Consider the following 20,895-nt stretch of genomic DNA (forward strand, 5'->3'; position numbering starts at 1 on the left):
CAGGTGGTGAACGGTCCCCAGATCCAGGATCACCGGCAATTCAACCTGTCCTTGCATGTTTGACAATTTCAGCCCCTCAGAATCAGAAATCTTTTAAAAATCTCAAGGATTTCTGCCCACTTCCCCGCTCAACTTACGTTAAGGGAGATGGGAATCATTAAAGATCTGCAGGGTTTAAAATTGGTTAATCCGGAGCTGTTGGTTGTGGTGTTGCTTAACGATATGTAGAAACTGGCGAGCAAAAAAGGTGGAAGATCATAGATATTCTAACTGATATTTTTATCTATTGATAAAAATTACGGTGATTTGGAAGATTTGCGTATTTTTAACGCACCTTCCCAAGACCGCTTGATTTCGTACGCGGAAGCTTGGGGTTATGAAATGCAGTTTAGAAACAATGCTTTAGTAAAATATGGTGTGTCGCACTCCCGGTGGGGCGGACAGTTCTCGCGAATGAGCCGGGTCGTGACTGAAAGTGTTTCGACGACCGAGTCCGGTTCAAATTTTCATTCAACTTAAAATTGCCTCAAAGTGCGAAGCTCAATAGTTGTATTTGAAGGGCGTTCGGCGGAAAGGTCAGTGTGGATCACGCTTAACAATTTAGGCGTGTCCATGAAAGAAGGCATTTGTAAGGTATTATAAGGTTCAATTCTGAGAATGGGTCGTCATTTACTTGAGAAAGTTTTATGAGTCGGTGTGAGCTCCCAAAACTACAAGCATCGGGAAGCAGATTTATGTATTTGCGCTTTGGCTCGCGATTCCATTTTCAAGAATGTCGGAGATTTCCTTGCCATCTGCAAGCCGGTGCCTGAAACGGCCCCGAAACGCGAGTCGTGGCTGTCTTCCGTCGGTCGGCCTGGTCCGGTTTTGCCGGGCATGTGCCTTCATTTGGCAGCAAGGTGTTCCATGAGCGAGCTCTTGGCTCCGAGAATATGCTGCCGGACGAGGTCGGACGCCAGATTCGCATCGCCCTTTTCGCAGGCCTCGAGAATGGCGAAATGTTCCTTCCCGGCTCGTTCCATGCCGTCGCTCATGACCAGCTGCGCCCTGATCTGGCGCTCCACCCTGTCGATGGCGTTGTCCGCGATTTCAAGGAAGAACTTGAGCGTGCTGGCGCTGTATAGCGTTTCGTGGAAGTCCCTGTTGAGGTTGCCCCAGGTCATCGGATCGGGGGACGCGGAAAAGGCGGCGCATTTTTCCCGCGCGGTTGCCAGCAACTCCGGAGACATGTTCGGAACGGCGTTGCGGATGATTTCCGGTTCGACCAGGGCGCGCAGATCGAAGATCTCCTCGGTTTCCGCCGGAGACAGGCCGGCGACGACGGCACCCTTGTAGCGTTTGGTTTTTACCAGCCCCTGTTCCTCGAGACGTGAAATGGCTTCGCGAACCGGAATGCGGCTTGTGTTGAAGAGACGCGCGATCTCGTCCTGGCGCAAGGGTTCGCCCTCTTCGAGTTGTCCTTCGATTATGGCTTTTCGCAAGGCGTCGAAAACGATCGACGAGGCCGATGCGGTCGCGGAAATGTCCATCGATTTCAGTTTCATAAGCCGTCTCTCCTAGTGCCACCCTTTGTAGGGGAACGCCCTCGTCGGGTGAAGCGGAAAATCATTTCGAATATTTTATATTGAATATTGGATCCAATTTAGTTTATCAATCTTCCGCCAGACGAAAATCTTCGAGAGGAAGAGGGGAACCATGTTCAAGAAATTTGCGGCTGCTGCCGCCCTGACGGTGCTCGCGGCGCTGCCCGTGAAAGCCGACACACTGGATGATGTCGTCGACCGTGGTCAGCTGCGCTGCGGCGTCGTGCTCGACTTTCCGCCGATCGGCTACCGCGATGAAAACAACGAGCCGGCCGGCTTCGACGTCGACTACTGCAACGATCTGGCGGCAGCCCTGGAAGTCGAGCCGATCATCTATCCGGTCACCTGGGCCGAGCGCCTGCCGATGATCGTCACCGGCCGTGCCGATGTCGTCTTCGGCGCGACCTCCGACAGCCTGGCGCGCGCGCGCACCGTCGGCTTTACCATTCCCTACGCCATTTACTACGCGCAAGGCGTGGTTAACACCGAGAGCGGCATCAAGTCGTTTGACGACATTCGCGGCAAGCGCGTCGCCGCCGCCATCGGAACGGTGCCGGAGCAGGAATGGCTGAAGATCGCCAAGGAATGGGGCGAGGAGAACCTCTACCAGGGCTATCAGTCCGAAAACGAGGTGTTTCTGGCCGTTGCCCAGGGCAAGGCCGACATCGGCATCACCACCAACACTGCGGTCAAGCCGATCACGGACCAGTATGAAACCCTGGAAGCCGGCCCGCGCATGCCCTGGACCACGGACTACACCTCCGTCGTCGGCAAGCGGGAAGACGTCAGCTGGTTGAACTACCTCAATCTCTTCGTCACCCATCAGGTACGCTCCGGCCGCTATGCCGAACTGTGGGGCAAATATGTCGGCGGCGAAGCGCCGGAACTCCGCATCCCGGGCGTGATGTACTGATCCGTCCGCTCAACGACCTATCCCGCCCGGCTGCCGGGCGGGATCAGCCGGAGTTTCATGAGAATGTTCGACTATAACTTCCACTGGCGGCCGGTGATGAAAAGCCTGCCCGACCTTCTGGAAGCCGGCCTGCTGACCCTTGAGGTCGCGTCGCTTGCCATGGTCATCGGAATCGTCATCGGCCTTGCGCTCGCGCTCATCCGGCTTCACATGCGCGGCCCGCTCTACTGGCTGGCAACGTCATGGGTCGAGCTGGCGCGTAACACGCCGGCGCTGTTTCAGTTGTTCTTCTTCGGCTTCGGCCTCGGTGCCTTCGGCCTGCATCTCAGTCCCTTCGCGATTGTCCTGTCCGGACTCAGCTTCAACTGCGCCGGTTATCTGGCCGAAAACTTCCGCGGCGGTTTCCAGGCCGTGCCCGACACCCAGCTCAGGGCCGCACGCAGCCTCGGCATGACCTCCTGGCAAGCCTATACCCGCATCGTCATCCCGCAGGTTCTGCGCATCGTCTATCACCCGGTGACCAACCAGATGGTCTGGGCCGTGCTGATGTCGTCGCTCGGCATGCTGGTGGGCTTCCGCGAACTCAGCGGCGAGACGCAGTTCTTCGCCAGCCGCACCTTCCGCATTTTCGAATATTTCGCCGTGACCGCGGTGATCTACTACGGGATCGTCAAGATCGTTCTGGTCGCGTCCCGTCTCCTGGCCATGCGCCTGTTCCGGTACTGAGGAGGCCAGAGTGAATCAGTCCATAAGCTTCTTCAGCGGCTTCAACATCAACGACTTCTGGTTTCTCGGCGAAGCCGCACTCCGAACTCTCTGGATCTCGGCCCTTTCGATCTTCATCGGCACAATGCTCGGCGGCCTGTTCGGCTGGCTGCTGCATGAGGGCAGGTGGAAGGCGGCGGTCACGCTCGGACCCGTGCTCGACATCTTCCGCTCCGTGCCGCTGATCATCCAGCTCGTGCTGTTCTACAATTTTGCGCCGATCGTCGGTCTCGATCTGGGGCCGTTCGCCTCCGGCACGGTGATCCTGACGATCTATACCGCCGCGCTGGTCGCCAATGTGGCCAGGGGCGGGATCGAGGCGGTCGGCAAACCCATGCGCCGCGCCGCGCGCTCGCTGGGGATGAGCTACTGGCAGGACATGCGCTACGTCGTCCTGCCGATCGGCGGGCGGGCGGTCTTCCCTGCCTGGGTCGGGGTTGCGCTCGGCGTCATGAAGGACAGCGCCCTCGTGTCCGTGCTCGGCTACGTCGAGTTGCTGAAAGCCAGCCAGATCCTGATTACCCGGACCCAGGAACCCTTCCTGATCCTGACCCTCGCCGGCGCGTTCTACTTCGCGCTGTCCTTCCCGATTTCGCGCTATGCCGCAAAACTTGAACAAAGGTGGGCCCAATGATCGAGATTCGTGGCCTTGAAAAATACTTTGGCGCCCTTCAGGTGCTCAAGGGCATCGACCTGGACGTCCAGAAGGGTGAGGTCCTGTCCGTGATCGGTGCCTCCGGCTCCGGAAAATCGACCCTGCTCTACTGCATCAACGGTCTGGAACCGATCCAGAAAGGGACTGTCGTCGTGGACGGCACGGATGTTCATGCCAAGGGCACGGACATCAACAAGCTGCGCCAGAAACTCGGCATGGTGTTCCAGCAGTGGAACAGCTTTCCGCATCTGACTGCCCTGGAAAACGTCGCCCTGGCGCCAAGGATCGTCAAGGGCAGGTCCAGGGCCGAAGCGCGGGAGGTGGCCGAGAAGCAGCTTCAGCATGTGGGCCTTGCCGACAAGCTGAATGTCTATCCGAGCGCCCTGTCCGGCGGCCAGCAGCAACGCCTGGCAATTGCCCGCGCACTCGCCATGGAGCCAAGCTACATGTTGTTCGACGAAGCGACATCCGCCCTCGATCCGGAGCTGGTCGGCGAAGTGCTGGATACCATGCGCCTTCTGGCAGAAGAAGGCATGACCATGATTTGCGTTACCCACGAAATGGGCTTTGCCCGCGATGTTTCCGACCGGGTTGCGTTCTTCCACAAGGGTGTAATGGAGGAGATCGGCCCGCCGGCCCAGATCTTCGGCGATGCCAAATCCGAGAACACCCGAAAATTTCTTGCTAACGTGCGCTAAACAGCGCGATTTACTGGTGACAAGAGCCTCGGCCCCCGTGCCTCCCACGGGGAGAAAGCAGCTGCAGGCCCGACCCTTCAAGGAGTGAATACCGATGTCGAATATCTTTACCGGCTGCATGCCCGCCCTGATGACCCCATGCAAGGCCGATCGCACGCCCGACTATGACGCGCTCGTCAGAAAGGGTCAGGAGCTGATCGCCGCCGGCATGTCCGCGGTCGTCTATTGCGGCTCCATGGGTGACTGGCCGCTGCTCACTGACGAGCAGCGCATGGAAGGCGTCGAGCGTCTGGTGAAGGCCGGCGTGCCGGTCGTCGTCGGCACCGGTGCCGTCAACACGAAATCCGCCGTCGCCCACGCGGCCCATGCCGCAAAGGTCGGGGCACACGGCCTGATGGTCATTCCGCGCGTTCTGTCGCGCGGCGTTTCCGTCATCGCGCAGCGCCACCACTTCAGTGCGATCCTGTCGGCTGCCCCGAACCTTCCGGCGGTTATCTACAACAGCCCCTATTACGGCTTTGCTACCCGCGCCGATCTCTTCTTCGACCTGCGCAGCGAATTCCCGAACCTGATCGGGTTCAAGGAATTCGGCGGTCTCGACGACCTGCGCTATGCGGCGGAGAACATCACCTCCAAGGACGACCAGGTCACGCTGATGGTCGGTGTCGATACCGCCGTCTACCATGGCTTTGTCAACTGCGGCGCAACCGGTGCCATCACCGGCATCGGGAATGCCATCCCGAAGCAGGTCCTGCACCTGGTCAACCTGTGCAAGAAGGCGGCGCAGGGCAACGCGGAGGCACGCATGCGCGCCAAGGAACTGGAAGAAGCGCTCGGTGTGCTTTCCAGCTTCGACGAAGGCCCGGACCTGGTGCTCTACTACAAGCACCTGATGGTCCTGAACGGCGACGAGGAATACCGCCTGCACTTCAATGAGACCGATGTCCTGACCGACGCGCAGCGCAACTACGTGGAAAGCCAGTACGCGCTCTTCAAGACCTGGTATGCGGACTGGTCCAGGCAGGGCGGGATCATCGCCGAATGCGCGTAATCGACAGCCATACGGCCGGTGAGCCGACCCGTGTCGTCCTCGACGGCGGACCTGATCTGGGATCGGGTTCGCTCGCCGAACGCGCGGCCCGGCTCGAAGCAGAGCATCTCGATTTCTGCGCTTCCGTCGTGCTGGAACCGCGCGGCCATGACGCTGTGATCGGGGCACTTCTGGTGCCCCCGTCGGATCCGGACTGTGTCACCGGAGTGATCTATTTCAACAACCTGCAGAACCTCGGCATGTGCGGCCATGCCACCATCGGCCTGGCTGTCACGCTGGCGCATCTCGGACGGATCGCACCGGGCCGGCACAAGTTCGAAACGCCTGTCGGCGTGGTGGAAGTCACCCTGCACGATGCCAACACGGCGTCGGTGGTGAATGTCGAAAGCTACCGGCTGCACAAGGATGTCACCGTCGAGGTGGAAGGCCACGGACCGGTGACCGGGGATGTCGCCTGGGGCGGCAACTGGTTCTTCCTGGTCAAGGACAGTCCGATCGCGCTCCGCCCGTCCGAGATCCGTCCACTGACGGACCTGACACTGCGTGTCCGCGCCGCTCTCGAAAAGGCAGGTGTCACGGGTTCGGAGGGCGCCTGGATCGATCACATCGAACTGTTCGGCCCCCCGGAAGACCCGGCCAACCAGAGCCGCAACTTCGTCCTGTGTCCGGGCGGTGCCTATGATCGTTCGCCCTGCGGCACCGGCTGTTCGGCGAAGATCGCCTGCCTGGCGGCGGACGGTGTTCTGGCTCCGGGCAGGGACTGGGTCCAGGAAAGCGTCATCGGCAGTACCTACCGGGTCAGTTACCAGCCCGGGACAGGCGGTGGGGTTGTTCCCACGGTCACCGGCCAGGCTTTCGTCACGTCCGAGGCCACGCTGATCTTCGATCGCTCGGATCCCTACAGGTCGGGCATTCGCCCCTGACCCTTAATCGCGTCTAGAGCACGCCTTCGGCTGGTGGCCTCGCCACCGGTACGGGCGGAGTCTGTCCATCGGTCAGTCCGCCCGGCTTTCTCAATGCAGCAAGTGCCCGGCAAGAGGCACCTTCGTCCACTTCCAACTCTGAGGAGAAAACATGAAAAGGTTTTTGAGTGTCGCAGCGGTTCTGGCCGTTGCCATGGCTGCCCCGGCAACGGCTGCAGACGTCGAATGGAAAATGACCGCGGCCATCGGCGAAGGGTCGTTCTTCTACAAGAACTTCATGGAACGCTTTGCCGGCAACGTCGACAAGCTGACCCAGGGCCGCGTCGAGGTGAAGCCGTTTGGGGCCGGTGTTCTGGCGCCTGCCTTCAAGGCCTATGAAACCGTTCAGGACGGCATTGTCGAGGCCGGTCATTCCACGCCGTCCTATCTGGTCAACCAGGACCCGACCAATGCGGTCTTCGCAAGCTTTCCTGGCGGCATGTCTGGCGAAGCGACCCTGCACTGGGTCTATGAAGGCGGCGGCGAAAAGCTGCTTCAGGATTTCCGCCGCGAGGAAATGGGCCTCCACACGATGGTCGTCGGGATCGGCACGTCCGAGATTTTCGCCCACTCCAACGTCAAGATCGAAACCGTTGAAGACCTCAAGGGTGTGAAATTCCGCACGTCCGGCGCCTTCGCAGCCGTTCTGCAGGAAGACTTCGGCGGTGTTCCGACCGTTGTCCCGGGCAACGAAATCTACACACTGCTTCAACGCAAGGGCGTCGATGCGATCGAATGGTCCACGCCGGGGGCAAACATCACCGAAGGCTTCCATGAGGTTGCTCCCTATCTGATCATGCCGGGCGTGCATCAGCCGTCCTTCCTGTGGGAAGTCTTCGTGAAGCAGGAAACCTGGGACGCCCTTCCGGACGACCTCAAGGTCCAGATCACCGCGGCCGCCAAGCTGACGACCTACGAGAGCTTCACGCACTTCGGCGACCAGGACATCCGGGCGATGGAAGAGTTTCGCAAGACCAAGGTCGAGATCGTCAACATCGTTCCCTCCGAAGCGGAAAAGATCCGCGAAGCCGGCCGCAAGTGGGCTCGCGCCATGGCCGGGGAAAAGGCAGGCGCCGGTGACACGCGCATGCAGGAGGTGCTCGACAGCTACCTGGCCTACCAGGCGAACTGGGCGGCCAACTCCGGCTACCTCGTCCGCGACAGCGCCGAGTAATCCCTCGACTTGATTCAACCACTGCCGGCGCCCGCGCCGGCAGCTTTGCCGCGGGAGGAGAAGACAGATGCTTTGCCGGCTCATTGACGGCTTTTCAAACGTTCTGGGACATGCAGGACGGGTGGCCATTTTCGTGCTGATTGGCGCCATGCTTTTCGAAGTGGTGGCCCGTTACGTTTTCGGGTCGCCGACACTGTGGGCGTTCGATGTTTCCTACATGCTGAACGGATCGATCTTCCTGCTCGGGGCGGCCTATGCCTTGCGCAAGGACGCCCATGTGCGCATCGACTTTCTCTCGCAGCAGATGCCGCTGCGCCTGCAGCAACGGCTGAACGGCGCGGTTTATATCCTGGTCATGGCTCCGCTGTTTTTTGCCTTCACCTGGATCGCCGCCCGAAAGGCCCACAAGGCCTTCGTGACCGGCGAGGTGGAAAGCGTCAGTCCCTGGGCGCCGCTGGTCTGGCCGTTTTACGGCGTGATCGCCCTCGGACTTCTTGCACTTTCGCTGCAGTTCGTCAGTGAAGCGCTGAAATATCTCTCCGGACGAAAATCACCTCACGCCCCTGAAGGCGAACTGGAAACCGCGGGGCAAGACCAATGACACCTATCCTGATGTTCCTGGCGCTGTTCGCCATGGTTTTCGCGGGGATCCCGGTTGCGTTTTCCCTCATCGTCGTTTCGGTCGCCTTCGGGTTCACCGTCTTTGGGGACCTGATCTTTCTCCAGCTCTACGGTCCGCTGCTGAACACGGCCTCGAATTTCGTACTGGCCGCAATCCCGCTCTTCATCTTCATGGGGGCCATTCTGGAGCGGTCGGGTATTGCCAAGCGCCTGTTCGAGGCGCTGCAGCTCTGGATGGGGAGCATGCCCGGAGGCCTGGCTCTTTCGACAATCGCCATGTGCGCGATCTTTGCGGCCGCCTCGGGCGTCGTGGGCGCGGTCGAGATCGTCGTCGGCCTGATGGCGATCCCGGCCATGATGCGGGCCGGCTACAGGAACGATCTGATCGCGGGAACGATCTGCGCCGGCGGTTCGCTTGGCACCGTCATTCCCCCGTCGGTCATTGTGGTGGTCTACGCGTCCATCGCGCAGCTCTCGATCGGTCAGCTCTTCGCCGCGTCCATCCTGCCGGGCCTGCTGATGGTCGCATTCTTCATCGGCTACGTCCTGCTCCGCAGCATCCTGAAACCCGCGGACGCCCCCAAGCTGCCGGTCGAGGAACGGTCGATTCCGCTGGGGCAGAAACTGCGGATCACCCTGACGGCTCTGCTTCCACCGCTTGCGCTGATTGCGATGGTGCTCGGATCACTCCTGGCCGGCGCGGCCTCCGCGACCGAAGCGGCCGCTGTCGGTGCTGCCGGAACGATTGTCCTGGCGCTGATGTTCCGGGAGCTGAATGTCAGGCTCCTTCTGGATGCGCTCGGCGTCACTCTGCGCATCACGGCGATGATCATGCTGGTCGTCGCGGGCGGCACCATGTTCACCAGCGTCTTTGCAGTGACCGGCGGCGGTGATCTCGTCCGCGACACGGTCGGTGCGATCGGCTACGGCAATGCGGGTACGATCGCCTTTTTCCTGCTGGTGGTTTTCTTTGCCGGCTTTGTGCTCGACTGGGTGTCGATCGTGCTGATCTTCATTCCGATCTTCGCACCGGTGGTCAAGGCGGCGGGCATCAATCCGATCTGGTTTGCAATGATGGTTCTCGTGGTGATCCAGACATCCTATCTGACACCGCCGATGGCGCCTTCCATCTTCTACCTTCGGTCCATCGCTCCGCGCAGCATGACCTACGGCCAGATGTACAAGGGTGTGCTGCCGTTTGTCGCCGCACAGATGCTTGTTCTCATCGTTGTGATCCTGTTTCCTGAGGTCGCAACGTGGCTGCCATCCATTCTGGTGGGGCTCTGACGATGACGACGTTCCGAACCGCCGCAACTCCTGCCGTTCCCGGCAGCCACGCCGCATCCTATTTCTGAGGTGAAGACATGCGCAGCAGCAAAACCCTCCATGTGATCTCCTGCCACGCGGAAGGAGAGGTTGGCGACGTCATCGTCGGCGGCGTCGCGCCGCCGCCCGGAGAGACGATCTGGGAGCAGCGCAGCTTCATCGCCCGGGATCAGGCACTCAGGAACTTCGTCCTGAACGAGCCGCGTGGCGGGGTCTTCCGGCATGTCAACCTCTTGGTGCCGCCGAAGCATCCGGAAGCCGATGCCGCCTTTATCATCATGGAGCCGGAGGACACGCCTCCCATGTCCGGATCCAACTCCATCTGTGTTTCGACGGTCCTGCTCGACGGCGGCATCGTGCCGATGCGCGAACCGGTCACCGAAATGGTTCTGGAAGCGCCCGGCGGCCTGGTCCGGGTCAGGGCCGAATGCAGGAACGGCAAGGCGGAACGCATCTTCGTCCAGAATGTGACGAGCTTTGCCGACAAGCTCGACGTTCCGCTGGAAGTGGAGGGCCTCGGCACCTTGACGGTCGATACCGCCTATGGTGGCGACAGCTTCGTGGTTGTCGATGCCGCCGTGCTCGGATTTTCCATCGAGGAAAGCGAGGCCAAGGACATCGCCCGGCTCGGTGTTCGCATCACGGACGCGGCCAATCAGCAGCTCGGCTTTTCCCATCCGGAAAATCCGGACTGGGATCACATCTCCTTCTGCGCCTTCTGCGGTCCACTTGAAAAAACGGACACCGGCTTGAGCGGCCGCTCCGCCGTGGCGATCCAGCCCGGCAAGGTGGACCGCTCGCCGACGGGAACGGCGGTCTCGGCGCGCATGGCGCTGATGGCCGCACGCGGCCAGATGAAGGTGGGCGGCACCTTCAAGGCCGTCTCCATCATCGGATCGACCTTCACCGGACGGATCGTTGCCGAACAGACGGTGGGCGGACACCCGGGCATCGTTCCGGAAATCAGCGGCCGCGGATGGGTTACCGGTATCCATCAGCACATGCTGGACCCGGACGACCCCTGGCCGGCGGGCTACAAGCTCAGCGATACCTGGGGCGCCTGACCGCAAGACCTGAACGCATCCGGCAACCGGTGGGCTGGCAATTTCCGCCGGTTGCTGAAATCCTGTCTTTCCAGCCACTTCGTGCCGCCGGAAAGATCCCAGATGAAAATCACCAAGCTCACCACCTATATCGTTCCGCCCCGCTGGCTGTTTCTGAAAATCGAAACGGATGAAGGCGTCAGCGGCTGGGGCGAACCGATTGTCGAAGGCCGGGCCCTTGCCACGGAAGCGGCCGTTCACGAGTTGTCCGACTATCTGGTCGGCAAGGACCCCTTCCTGATCGAGGACCACTGGACTGTTCTGTATCGCGGCGGGTTCTATCGCGGCGGTGCGATCCACATGAGTGCGCTGGCCGGGATCGACCAAGCGCTCTGGGACATCAAGGGAAAGGCTCTGGGCCAGCCGGTCCACGCGCTGCTCGGCGGCCGGCTGCGGGACAGCATCAAGGTCTATTCCTGGGTGGGCGGCGACCGGCCGTCCGACGTCGCCGCAAAGGCGCGCGACATGGTGGCGCGCGGTTTCAAGGCCGTGAAAATGAACGGCTGCGAGGAAATGCAGTTTCTCGACAGCAACGCCAGGGTCGATGCCGCCGTCGAAACGATTGCCGCCGTGCGTGAGGCTGTCGGCCCCGATATCGGGATCGGTGTCGATTTCCATGGCCGGGTTCACAGGCCGATGGCCAAGGTGCTGGCAAAGGAACTTGAGCCTTACCGTCTGATGTTCATCGAGGAACCGGTCCTGTCCGAAAACCGGGAAGCCTTGCGGGAAATCGCAAATCATGCCGCGACGCCGATCGCGCTCGGAGAGCGGCTTTATTCCAGGTGGGATTTCAAGCAGGTGCTGGCGGATGGCTTTGTCGACATCATCCAGCCGGATCTCTCCCATGCGGGCGGTATCACGGAATGCCGCAAGATCGCCGCCATGGCCGAGGCCTACGACATCGGCCTCGCTCCGCATTGTCCGCTCGGACCGATCGCGCTGGCCGCCTGCCTCCAGATCGATGCCGTTTCCTACAATGCCGTCATCCAGGAGCAGAGCCTCGGCATCCACTACAACAAGAGCAACGACCTCCTGGATTACATTTCCAATCCCGAGGTCTTCGCCTTTAGCGACGGCTTCGTCGCCATCCCGGAGGGGCCGGGACTGGGAATCGACGTCAACGAAGACTATGTCCGCGAACAGGCAAAAACCGGACACCGCTGGCGCAATCCCGTGTGGCGGCATCCGGACGGCAGTTTTGCCGAGTGGTAACGCGCGCCGGGTCGTGTCATTTGTTACCGGAAAGGCGCAAGCAAATCCGCAGGTTTATGCGCTTTGTGCGACATTTTCTTTCCGAAAATGGAAAGTATAACGGCTGTTATCTCATTTTACTTTGCCAATATTGTTAGTGAAGATGCCTCTAATGCCGTTGGTGATCAAGGTTCGTTGGCTGCTGCCGCCAGAACGGGATCGGGCAAACGGCGCCCGGAACGTCCGGAAAACAGGTTGGGGCGATTGCTGCAATTCGCCCGGAGGAGGAAGCATGAACAGGATCAGGAAGGCGGTTCTCGCAGCCGCATTGTTCGCCATGGGCACCGCATCGGCGGCTGCCGCTGAATATGAGTTCAAACTGCACCATTTCCTGGGCGAAAAAGCGCCGGCTCATTCCAAGATGCTGGTTCCATGGGCCAAGCAGGTCGAGGAGAATTCCGGCGGCAAGGTCCATATCGAGATTTATCCTGCGATGACGCTTGGCGGACGTCCGCCCGAGCTGATCAACCAGGTGCGTGACGGCGTGGTCGATCTGGTGTGGACCGTGAACGGCTACACACCGGGCCTCTTCCCGCGCACCGAAGTGTTCGAGCTGCCTGGCATCCACACCAACGATCCGGCGGCCACCAATCTGGCGCTGATGGACCTCTACGAGAGCGACCTGAAGGACGAGTACAAGGGCGTCGAGGTCATGTTCCTGCATGTCCATGCGGGCCAGGCCATTCACATGCGCGACACGGAAGTTCATTCCCCTGCCGATCTGGAAGGCAAGAAAATCCGCATTCCGACCCGTACCGGAGCCTGGGTGATCGAGGCCCTCGGGGCGGCTCCCGTCGCCATGCCTGTTCCCGAATTGCCGCCGGCACTGCAGAAGGGCGTGATCGACGGCGCCTTCATCCCCTGGGAAATCATTCCGCCGCTCAAGATCCAGGAGCAGACTGACTACCAGATCGAAGGGGCGGACAAGGAACGTTTCGGCACCACCACCTTCCAGGTATCGATGAACAAGGACCGCTGGAACAGCCTGCCGGAAGACATCCAGAAGGCCTTCCGTGATGCGTCGGGCCCGGACTGGGTGCAGCAGGTCGGTGACATCTGGGCTGCTTCCGATGACTTCGGCATCGGCCTCGCCGTCAAGGCCGGGAACACGCACATCACCTTGAGCGAAGAGGAAACCGAAGCTTTCCGGCAGGCGCTTGCACCGGTCACCGACCGCTGGGTCGAGGAAGTCTCTGCAAAGGGGATCGACGGGACCGCGCTGGTGGAAAAAGCCCGGGCCGCGGTCGCGAGCCACTCGGCGGACTGATGTCGGCCCTGACTGAAAACGGCGGTTCCGGTTTTGCCGGAGCTGCCAGCCGCCTGATCACAGGCTGGGCACTGCTGGGCGGCGTGCTGCTGCTCGCCGTCGTGGCGGTGAACATGCTGACGATCGTCGGCTCCATGTTCGGCTCGCCTTTCCCGGGCGACTTCGAGCTGACCGAGATGGGCGTTGCCGTGGCGGTCTTCACGTTCCTGCCTTATTGCCAGCTGACCGGGGCGAATGTCACAGCCGATATCTTCACGGCGGCAGCGTCCCGCAGGACCATTGCCTTCTTCACGCTGCTGGCGTCGCTCGTCGCGCTCGGTTTTGCGGGTCTTCTGATGTGGCGCATGTACTACGGCATGCTGGACCAGAAGGAATACGATTACACCACGACCATCCTGCAGATCCCGCACTGGATGGCCTTCGTTCCGATTCTGGTTTCCCTTGCCCTGCTGGCACTGGCCGCCCTCGTCACGCTATTGCGCGACGTGAAAGTGCTGTCGAAAGGACACTGAACAATCATGACGGACGCGCTTGTCCTGGGGCTCGGTGCACTTGTTGTCCTGATCGCGCTGATCGCGATCCGCATGCCGATTGCCTATGCGATGATCCTGGTGGGCGGGGTCGGCACCATGATGCTGAACGGACCCGCACTGGTGCTCAGCCAGCTCAAGACGCTGGCCTACGGCCAGTTTTCCATCTACGACCTCTCCGTCGTGCCGATGTTCGTGCTCATGGGGGCGATTGCCTCAAAGACGGGATTGAGCCAGGCGCTCTTCCGGGGGGCGAATGCCTGGCTCGGCTGGCTGCGCGGCGGCACGGCAATGGCGGCGATTGCCGGCTGCGCCGGGTTCGGCGCGGTCTGCGGTTCCTCGCTGGCAACCGCCTCTACCATGGGCAAGGTCGCCCTGCCGGAACTCAAGCGCTACAACTATTCCGGCGCGCTGGCGACCGGAACTCTGGCCGCCGGTGGCGTGCTCGGCATTCTCATTCCGCCGTCGGTGGTCCTGATCATCTACGCCATCATCGTGGAGGCGAATATCGTCACCATGTTCATGGCGGCGTTCCTGCCCGGCATTCTTGCGGTCATCCTGTTCCTGCTGACGATTGCCATCTACGTCGCGATCAAGCCGGACTCCGGCCCCAAGGGCGGTGTTGCCGACCGGACCGAATTCATCGAGGCAACCGTCGGGATGATCCCCGTGCTGTTCATCTTCGGCATGGTGATCGGCGGTATCTATTTCGGCTTCTTCAACCCGACGCCCGCGGCTGCCGTCGGCGTGTTTCTGGTGCTTGTCTTCGGCCTCCTGCAGCGCAGGCTGTCCGGGCACGACTTCATCGCCGCGTTAAAGGAGACCGCGTCCACCTCCGGCATGATCTACCTGATCATCCTGGGCGCGGAGCTGTTGAAGATCTTCATGTCCCGTGTCGGCCTGCCACAGGAGACCGCAGCGTGGATCGCGCAGTCCGGATTGTCGCCGATGACGGTGCTGATCCTCCTGCTCATCGCACTGATCCTGCTCGGCTGCCTGATGGACAGCCTTTCGATGATCCTGCTGGTGATCCCCTTCTTCTGGCCGGTGCTGGTGGAAATCAACGGCGGCCTCTACCAGATGGCGGACGGTGCCGGTTACGGCATGAGCACGGAGGACCTGAAAATCTGGTTCGGCGTGCTGGCGTTGATTGTCGTGGAACTCGGCCTGATCACGCCGCCCGTCGGCATGAATGTCTTCGTCATCTCATCGCTCGACCGCGAGACACCGATGATCGAGACCTTCAAGGGTGTTGCCCCGTTCTTCGGCGCCGAAATCCTCCGCGTTGTCCTCTTGGTCAGCTTCCCGGCGCTAACCCTGTGGTTGCCGCATCTGTTGCAATGATCCGCCCCGGGTAAACCCCGGACGGGCGCATATGGACACGAAGAACTTGCAGGCGCCACAACGGCAATATCCTGCAAGACGGACCGGTAGCCGGTTCCCACCCCGGCTGCCGGTTCGCAATATCTGCCGGCCACTGCTGACCGAAGGCTGCGTGCAGCGATTGACGGTCGGGGTCACCGGCGGATCCGGTGTCAGGGACGCGTGACCACGATCTTAATTCTTGTGATATTTCCTTAAGTTGCTTACATCCCGACTGGATCAGGCCGGACACGGTCGACAGAACGAAACTTGTTGAGACCTGCAGCGTCCGGGCCCATGTCAGCCCGGCCATCGCGTGGTGAGGAATTTCAGGGAAATGGCAAGCGACACGGCAACCGAAGCAGTTTTGCTGGACGGTCTAAACGGCCTTCTGGAAGACCTTTACGGCCTTCAGGGCGAGATCTTTCCGCTTCCGGGTGAACACGACCTGAACTTCCATATCCGCACGAGCCAAGGCCGGGACTATCTCCTGAAGCTCCATGCACCGTGCGACGCGGCCGAACTCGACATGCAGGTCGCCGTGCTGGAGCATCTGGTCGGGACAGCACCAAACCTGCCCGTGTCGCGGGCGGTACCCGACCGGAACGGTGCCATCCTGAGCGACGTCGACTATCGCGGTCCGCGCAAGGCGCGCCTTCTGACCTGGCTCGACGGCAATGTCTGGGCGAAGGCGGATGTTCGCGGCAAGAACGCCACCGCGAGCCTCGGCGGGATGCTGGCGGTTCTGGACCGGAGCCTTGAGAGTTTCACCCATCCTGGGGCGAAGCGCATCTACAACTGGGACATCGCGCAGGCTGAACGCCATCTGGATCACATCGGTTTCATCGAGGATGAAAACAAACGGCAGGCGGTGCGGGACATTCTGGACCACTTTGCCGCCGAAGTTTCGCCACGCCTGCAGGACTGCCCCCGCCAGGTGATCCACAACGACGCCAACGACTACAACGTGCTCTTGAGCGAAGACGGTACGGTCAGCGGCCTGCTGGACTTCGGCGACATGGTCGAAAGCCACCGCGTCGTGGAGATTGGAGTCGCCGGTGCCTATGCCCTGATCGGCTCCGAAGATCCGCTCGCCACGATCGCCGAAATCGCGGAAGCCTATCACCGCGTCAGTCCGCTGAGCGAAACCGAGGCGGAGCTGATCTTCGATCTGGTCAAGACCCGCTATGCCGTCTCCATGTGCATGGCGGCCAAGCAGATCAGGGAGTTTCCGGAAAACCGCTATCTGCTGGTCAGCCAGGAAGACGTCTGGCGCGAGCTGCAGCGGCTTGAGCGGGAGAACCCGCGCCTTGCCGTCCTGAGGCTCAGGGCCGCCTGCGGTTTTGCCGCCGTGCCCCATGCCGGACGTGTGATGCACTGGCTGGAACGAAACGCCCATACGTTTGCCCCGGTCATCAGGCCGGCGACCGCCAGGCCGGAAACCGTCGTCTTCGACTTCACGGCTTCAGGGCCGGATGCGGACGAGCTGTCGGGTTTCGAGGGAGCTGAATTTGACGCCTTCTGTGAAGAAAGGATCCGTGAGGCGGGAGCCGACTTCGGCATCGGCGTCTATGGCGAGGACCGGACCATCTACAAGAGCGATGCCTTCGAGATGGCAAGTCCTTCGATCCGCCGCTCGATCCATCTCGGCATCGATCTCTTCGCGCCCGACTTCGAACCGGTCCACGCGCCGATCGCGGGCAAGGTCGCCTTCTTTTTCGACGATGCCGTCGCCAACGGCTTCGGCCCGACCGTGTTGCTCGAACATGAAACGGACGGCGGCGACGTCTTCTGGACGCTCTACGGGCATCTGTCGCGGAGGAGTTGTGCGAAGCTGACCATCGGCCAGCGAATTGAGAAAGGCGAGGCTTTCGCCGAGTTCGGGCAACGCTCGGAAAACGGCGACTGGCCGCCGCATCTTCATTTCCAGATCGTGACCGATCACCTTGGCCTGGAGGCCCGGATGCATGGTGTCGGCGTGCGCTCGCAGTGGCCTGTCTGGCGCGAGATCAGCCCGGATCCGAGCGTCATCCTGGGTCTGCCGGTCTCCGCCGCCGTCACCGTCGCGCAGGACAAGGCCACGCTGGTGCGCGAACGGCACCTGCGGATCGGCCGCTCGCTCAGCATCGCCTATTCCGATGCGCCGCTGAAGATCGTCGGTGGTGAGGGAACCTATCTCATAGACGAGACCGGCAAGCGCTGGCTCGACATGGTCAACAACGTCTGCCACGTCGGCCATTGCCATCCGCGCGTCGTCGCCGCCGCGCAAAAGCAGATGGGCGAACTCAACACCAACTCGCGCTATCTGCACGACACGCTGGTGGAATATTCCCGCCGGCTGACAGCCGAGTTTCCCGATCCGCTCAATGTATGTTTCTTCGTCAATTCGGGCAGCGAGGCCAACGACCTCGCCATACGCCTTGCCCGCGCCTACACGGGCAACCGCGATCTGATCACGGTCGACCACGCCTACCACGGCCACCTCTCCAGCCTGATCGACGTCAGTCCCTACAAGTTCGCGGGAAAGGGCGGTGAAGGCTGCCCGGACCATGTCCGTGTTGCCGAAATGCCGGACCTCTACCGCGGCCGCTGGCGCTACGGCGACAAGAATGCGGGCAAGAATTACGCCGAAGACGTGCAGAGGCAGATCGAGGTGCTCTCGGGTGAGGGCCGCAAGCCCGCGCTGTTCTTCAGCGAAGGGATCCTTGGAACGGGCGGGCAGCTCACCCTGCCGGAAGACTATCTGAAAAACGCTTATGCCCATGTACGCGCCGCGGGCGGCTTGTGCCTGGCCGACGAAGTGCAGGTCGGCTTCGGCCGGGTCGGCAGCCACATGTGGGCCTTCGAGACACAAGGGGTCGTGCCGGACATCGTTTCGCTCGGCAAGCCCATCGGCAACGGCCATCCGATGGCAGCCGTCGTCACGACGGCGGAAGTCGCCGCCGCGTTTGCCAACGGCATGGAATATTTCAACACCTTCGGCGGCAACCCGGTGTCGGCTTCCATCGGTCTGGCCGTGCTGGATGTCATTCGCGACGAGCGGCTGATGCACCGTTGCTTTGAAGTCGGCAACCGCCTGATGGCGGGCGCAAGGGAGCTGGCCGGAAAACACGCGCTCATCGGGGACGTCCGCGGCCACGGACTTTTCAACGGGATCGAACTGGTGCGGGACCGGGAGACGCTGGAACCGGCGGCCGAAGAACTGGACAAGGTGATCCGGGCAATGAAGCAGCGCCACGGCATCCTGCTGTCCAGCGAGGGCCCGCATCACAACGTCCTGAAAATCAAGCCGCCGGCGCAATTCTCGGCGGAGGATTGCGATACCTTCCTCGCCGCTCTGGACGAGGTTTTAACGGGCCTGCGGTAACCCTCAGCCCTGCCGGGCGCGCTTTGCAAAGATGCGTCCGGTCATCTCCTTGGCGGGCAGGATCGCCACCCGGGGGTCGAGTGCCGCCGGCCAGTCGATGGAGACGGGGCTCAGTCTTGCCAGGGCGTCCACGAACGAGGCGGGGTCGGCGGCGGCTTTCGACACAAGATCCTTGGCCTCGGCGCGCGCGACCCCGTTGCGGGCGAGAACGAAACTGGCGGTCTCGGCCATGATTTCCGGATTGGCGTCCAATGTCGCCGCCAGGGTGTCCTGATGAGCCTCCAGCGTTTCGGCCAGGGCCTGGGCATGCCTGAGAGCGGTGCCCGCAGCCATAAGCATCTGCGGCAGGAACATCCATTCCAGCGGCCACTTGGTGCCGTCCCGCTCTTCCACCGGGTTGGCGGCCATGGCTAGCCCGGCATGGGCGGTCTGGGTTATCTGGTTGAGCACCAGGATGGTTTCGGACTGAACCGGATTGGCCTTCTGCGGCATGGTTGAGGACCCGCCGCCGGTGCCGCTGGCAAGCTCGGCAATATCGGTGCGTCCCATCAGGATGAGATCGCCCGCCATTTTCGCAAGGGCGGAGCTGACCTGCAGCAGCCAGGAGGCGAGCGCCAGCAAGGGCGCGCGATTGACATGCCAGGACGGTCCGTCTTCCAGTCCGAGTTCTTCCGCAAGGACCCTGGAGACGGCGGTTCCGTCCGGCGCAATCGCACCGTTGATGCCCGACGCGCCGCCGAACTGAAGCCTGAGCACGGATTTTCGCAAAGCCGGCAGTGCGTTCTCCGCATCGATCAAGGGATGAGCCCATTGCGCGATCCGGTAACCGAGGGTCACCGGCGTCGACACCTGGCTGCGTGTCCGGCCCGCCAGCAGCTGTTCTTCGTACCGTTCCGACTGGCCTTCAAGGGTCTTGATGAGGGCTGCAAGACGCTCTTCGAGCACCTCGAGGCAGGCACCCGTCTGCAGCACCTGAGCCGTATCCATCACGTCCTGGCTGGTGGCTCCCCAATGGAGCCACTTGCCGGCTTCCTCACCGGTGATCTTTCGAAGCGCCGCCACCAGAGCCGGAACCGGGATCCCGGCGGAACGGGTGCCGGCCGCAAGAACTTCCGGGTCGACGAAGGCATCGAAAAGCTTTTCCACGATGACATGCGCGGCATCCTCGGGAATGACGCCGAGCTCTCCCTGTACCTTCGCAAGCGCGCGTTCGAAGGTGGTCATCTGGGCTACGTCGCTGGCGTCGTCAAGCAATCTTGCAAGCTCGTCGTCCGCAAACAGGCCGGAATAGATCGTGCTGGAATAGAGGGACAGGGGCATGGCTCACACCAATCTGGTCATTGCTCTTTTATTGAGAGCCATGAAGAGGAACGGGTCAAGCCGCCTTCAGCGGCAAGTTGAGAATCTCGCGCGCCTGCTGCCACGTGGCGACCGGGCGTTCGTATTTCTCGCAAAGGTTTGCCGCCCGCCTTACCAGCGCCGCGTTGGAAGGCGCAAGCGTATCGCGATCCAGGCGGACGTTATCTTCCAGGCCCGTCCGCGTATGGCCTCCGGAGGAAATACACCATTCGTTGACGGTGAGCTGCTGCGCGCCGATCCCGGCGGCGCACCACTCGGCGCCGGGGGCGAGCCGTTCGACGGTGCGGATGTAATAGTCAAAGACGTCCCGGTCGGCCGGCATGGCGTTTTTCACGCCCATGACGAACTGGATGTAGAGCTTGCCCGGAATGCGCCCGTCCCGGTTCATGGCGGCCGCCTGGTGAATGTGGCTGAGGTCGAAGGCCTCGATCTCCGGCTTCACATGATAGGTCCGCATTTCGCTCGCCAGCCAGTCCACAAGATCCGGTGGATTTTCATAGACCCTTGTCGGGAAATTGTTCGATCCGACCGACAGCGAGGCCATGTCCGGTTTGAGCGGGAGCATGCCGCCCCGCTCCCTGCCCGCGCCCGAGCGTCCGCCTGTTGAGAACTGGATGATCATGCCGGGGCAATGCTTTTCCAGCTCTTCCTTCAGCCGGGCGAATTTGTCCGGATCCGAGGACGGCGTCTCGTCGTCGTTGCGCACATGGGCATGAACGATCGTGGCCCCTGCCTCGAAGGCCTCCTGCGTGCTTTCCACCTGCTCGGCGATGGTGATCGGCACGGCCGGATTGTTCGCCTTTTTCGGCAACGAGCCGGTGATTGCCACGCAGATGATGCAGGGTTTGGTCATTGCTTCTCTCTGTCTTTCCGGACCGCTCTACTACTCGCTGCCTGAGCCGCACAAG

At 61.5% G+C, this 20,895-nt stretch carries 18 protein-coding genes; 15 read left to right on the forward strand and 3 right to left on the reverse strand.

Annotated elements, in window-relative coordinates:
• Positions 1-884: 884 nt before the first annotated feature.
• Positions 885-1,544 (reverse strand): GntR family transcriptional regulator, encoded by a 660-nt coding sequence (locus ACQY7U_RS17380; RefSeq protein ID WP_428646977.1) that lies wholly within the window; start codon positions 1,542-1,544, stop codon positions 885-887.
• A 151-nt stretch (positions 1,545-1,695) separates the two neighbouring features.
• Between ACQY7U_RS17380 and ACQY7U_RS17385 the strand changes: the two genes are divergently transcribed.
• The 15 genes from ACQY7U_RS17385 to ACQY7U_RS17455 all read left to right on the forward strand — a co-directional run bounded on the left by ACQY7U_RS17385 (position 1,696) and on the right by ACQY7U_RS17455 (position 18,628).
• Complete coding sequence (locus ACQY7U_RS17385) at positions 1,696-2,496, forward strand: transporter substrate-binding domain-containing protein (protein ID WP_428646980.1); 801 nt, start codon at positions 1,696-1,698, stop codon at positions 2,494-2,496.
• Positions 2,497-2,559: 63 nt separating this feature from the next.
• On the forward strand, positions 2,560-3,222 hold the full coding sequence (locus ACQY7U_RS17390; protein WP_428646983.1) for an amino acid ABC transporter permease: 663 nt from the start codon (positions 2,560-2,562) through the stop codon (positions 3,220-3,222).
• Positions 3,223-3,232: 10 nt separating this feature from the next.
• Positions 3,233-3,895, forward strand: a complete 663-nt coding sequence (locus ACQY7U_RS17395; protein WP_428646986.1) for an amino acid ABC transporter permease — start codon at positions 3,233-3,235, stop codon at positions 3,893-3,895.
• On the forward strand, positions 3,892-4,614 hold the full coding sequence (locus tag ACQY7U_RS17400) for an amino acid ABC transporter ATP-binding protein (RefSeq protein WP_428646988.1): 723 nt from the start codon (positions 3,892-3,894) through the stop codon (positions 4,612-4,614). Before ACQY7U_RS17395 ends, ACQY7U_RS17400 begins: the two co-directional genes overlap by 4 nt.
• Before the next feature lie 94 nt (positions 4,615-4,708).
• Positions 4,709-5,665, forward strand: a complete 957-nt coding sequence (locus tag ACQY7U_RS17405) for a dihydrodipicolinate synthase family protein (protein ID WP_428646991.1) — start codon at positions 4,709-4,711, stop codon at positions 5,663-5,665.
• The gene (locus ACQY7U_RS17410; RefSeq protein ID WP_428646994.1) at positions 5,656-6,588 is read left to right on the forward strand and encodes a proline racemase family protein; all 933 of its coding nucleotides are present in this window, start codon (positions 5,656-5,658) and stop codon (positions 6,586-6,588) included. The genes ACQY7U_RS17405 and ACQY7U_RS17410 overlap by 10 nt, the downstream gene beginning before the upstream one ends.
• Before the next feature lie 151 nt (positions 6,589-6,739).
• Positions 6,740-7,801 carry a TRAP transporter substrate-binding protein DctP gene (dctP, locus tag ACQY7U_RS17415; RefSeq protein WP_428646996.1) on the forward strand — a complete coding sequence of 354 codons (1,062 nt, stop codon included), beginning with the start codon at positions 6,740-6,742 and terminating at the stop codon, positions 7,799-7,801.
• Between the two features lie 67 nt (positions 7,802-7,868).
• Positions 7,869-8,402, forward strand: coding sequence for a TRAP transporter small permease subunit (locus tag ACQY7U_RS17420; RefSeq protein WP_428646999.1), 534 nt, complete (start codon positions 7,869-7,871; stop codon positions 8,400-8,402).
• Complete coding sequence (locus ACQY7U_RS17425) at positions 8,399-9,709, forward strand: TRAP transporter large permease (RefSeq protein WP_428647002.1); 1,311 nt, start codon at positions 8,399-8,401, stop codon at positions 9,707-9,709. Before ACQY7U_RS17420 ends, ACQY7U_RS17425 begins: the two co-directional genes overlap by 4 nt.
• Before the next feature lie 77 nt (positions 9,710-9,786).
• Positions 9,787-10,812 carry a trans-3-hydroxy-L-proline dehydratase gene (locus tag ACQY7U_RS17430; RefSeq protein WP_428647005.1) on the forward strand — a complete coding sequence of 342 codons (1,026 nt, stop codon included), beginning with the start codon at positions 9,787-9,789 and terminating at the stop codon, positions 10,810-10,812.
• A gap of 102 nt (positions 10,813-10,914) precedes the next feature.
• Positions 10,915-12,063 carry a galactonate dehydratase gene (dgoD, locus tag ACQY7U_RS17435; protein WP_428647007.1) on the forward strand — a complete coding sequence of 383 codons (1,149 nt, stop codon included), beginning with the start codon at positions 10,915-10,917 and terminating at the stop codon, positions 12,061-12,063.
• A 271-nt stretch (positions 12,064-12,334) separates the two neighbouring features.
• Positions 12,335-13,369 carry a TRAP transporter substrate-binding protein gene (locus ACQY7U_RS17440; RefSeq protein ID WP_428647010.1) on the forward strand — a complete coding sequence of 345 codons (1,035 nt, stop codon included), beginning with the start codon at positions 12,335-12,337 and terminating at the stop codon, positions 13,367-13,369.
• A complete protein-coding gene (locus ACQY7U_RS17445; RefSeq protein ID WP_428647013.1) occupies positions 13,369-13,881 on the forward strand; it encodes a TRAP transporter small permease in 513 nt (170 codons plus the stop codon). Before ACQY7U_RS17440 ends, ACQY7U_RS17445 begins: the two co-directional genes overlap by 1 nt.
• Before the next feature lie 6 nt (positions 13,882-13,887).
• Complete coding sequence (locus ACQY7U_RS17450; protein ID WP_428647016.1) at positions 13,888-15,243, forward strand: TRAP transporter large permease; 1,356 nt, start codon at positions 13,888-13,890, stop codon at positions 15,241-15,243.
• Positions 15,244-15,598: 355 nt separating this feature from the next.
• On the forward strand, positions 15,599-18,628 hold the full coding sequence (locus ACQY7U_RS17455) for an aminotransferase class III-fold pyridoxal phosphate-dependent enzyme (protein ID WP_428647019.1): 3,030 nt from the start codon (positions 15,599-15,601) through the stop codon (positions 18,626-18,628).
• 3 nt (positions 18,629-18,631) lie between these two features.
• Here the strand turns inward: ACQY7U_RS17455 and ACQY7U_RS17460 are convergent, their stop codons facing one another.
• Positions 18,632-19,948 carry a lyase family protein gene (locus tag ACQY7U_RS17460; RefSeq protein WP_428647021.1) on the reverse strand — a complete coding sequence of 439 codons (1,317 nt, stop codon included), beginning with the start codon at positions 19,946-19,948 and terminating at the stop codon, positions 18,632-18,634.
• A 55-nt stretch (positions 19,949-20,003) separates the two neighbouring features.
• The gene (locus ACQY7U_RS17465; protein WP_428647023.1) at positions 20,004-20,840 is read right to left on the reverse strand and encodes a 3-keto-5-aminohexanoate cleavage protein; all 837 of its coding nucleotides are present in this window, start codon (positions 20,838-20,840) and stop codon (positions 20,004-20,006) included.
• Positions 20,841-20,895: the final 55 nt, after the last annotated feature.

The sequence above is a fragment of the Roseibium sp. genome (genome assembly GCF_050301095.1).
Taxonomy (GTDB): domain Bacteria; phylum Pseudomonadota; class Alphaproteobacteria; order Rhizobiales; family Stappiaceae; genus Roseibium.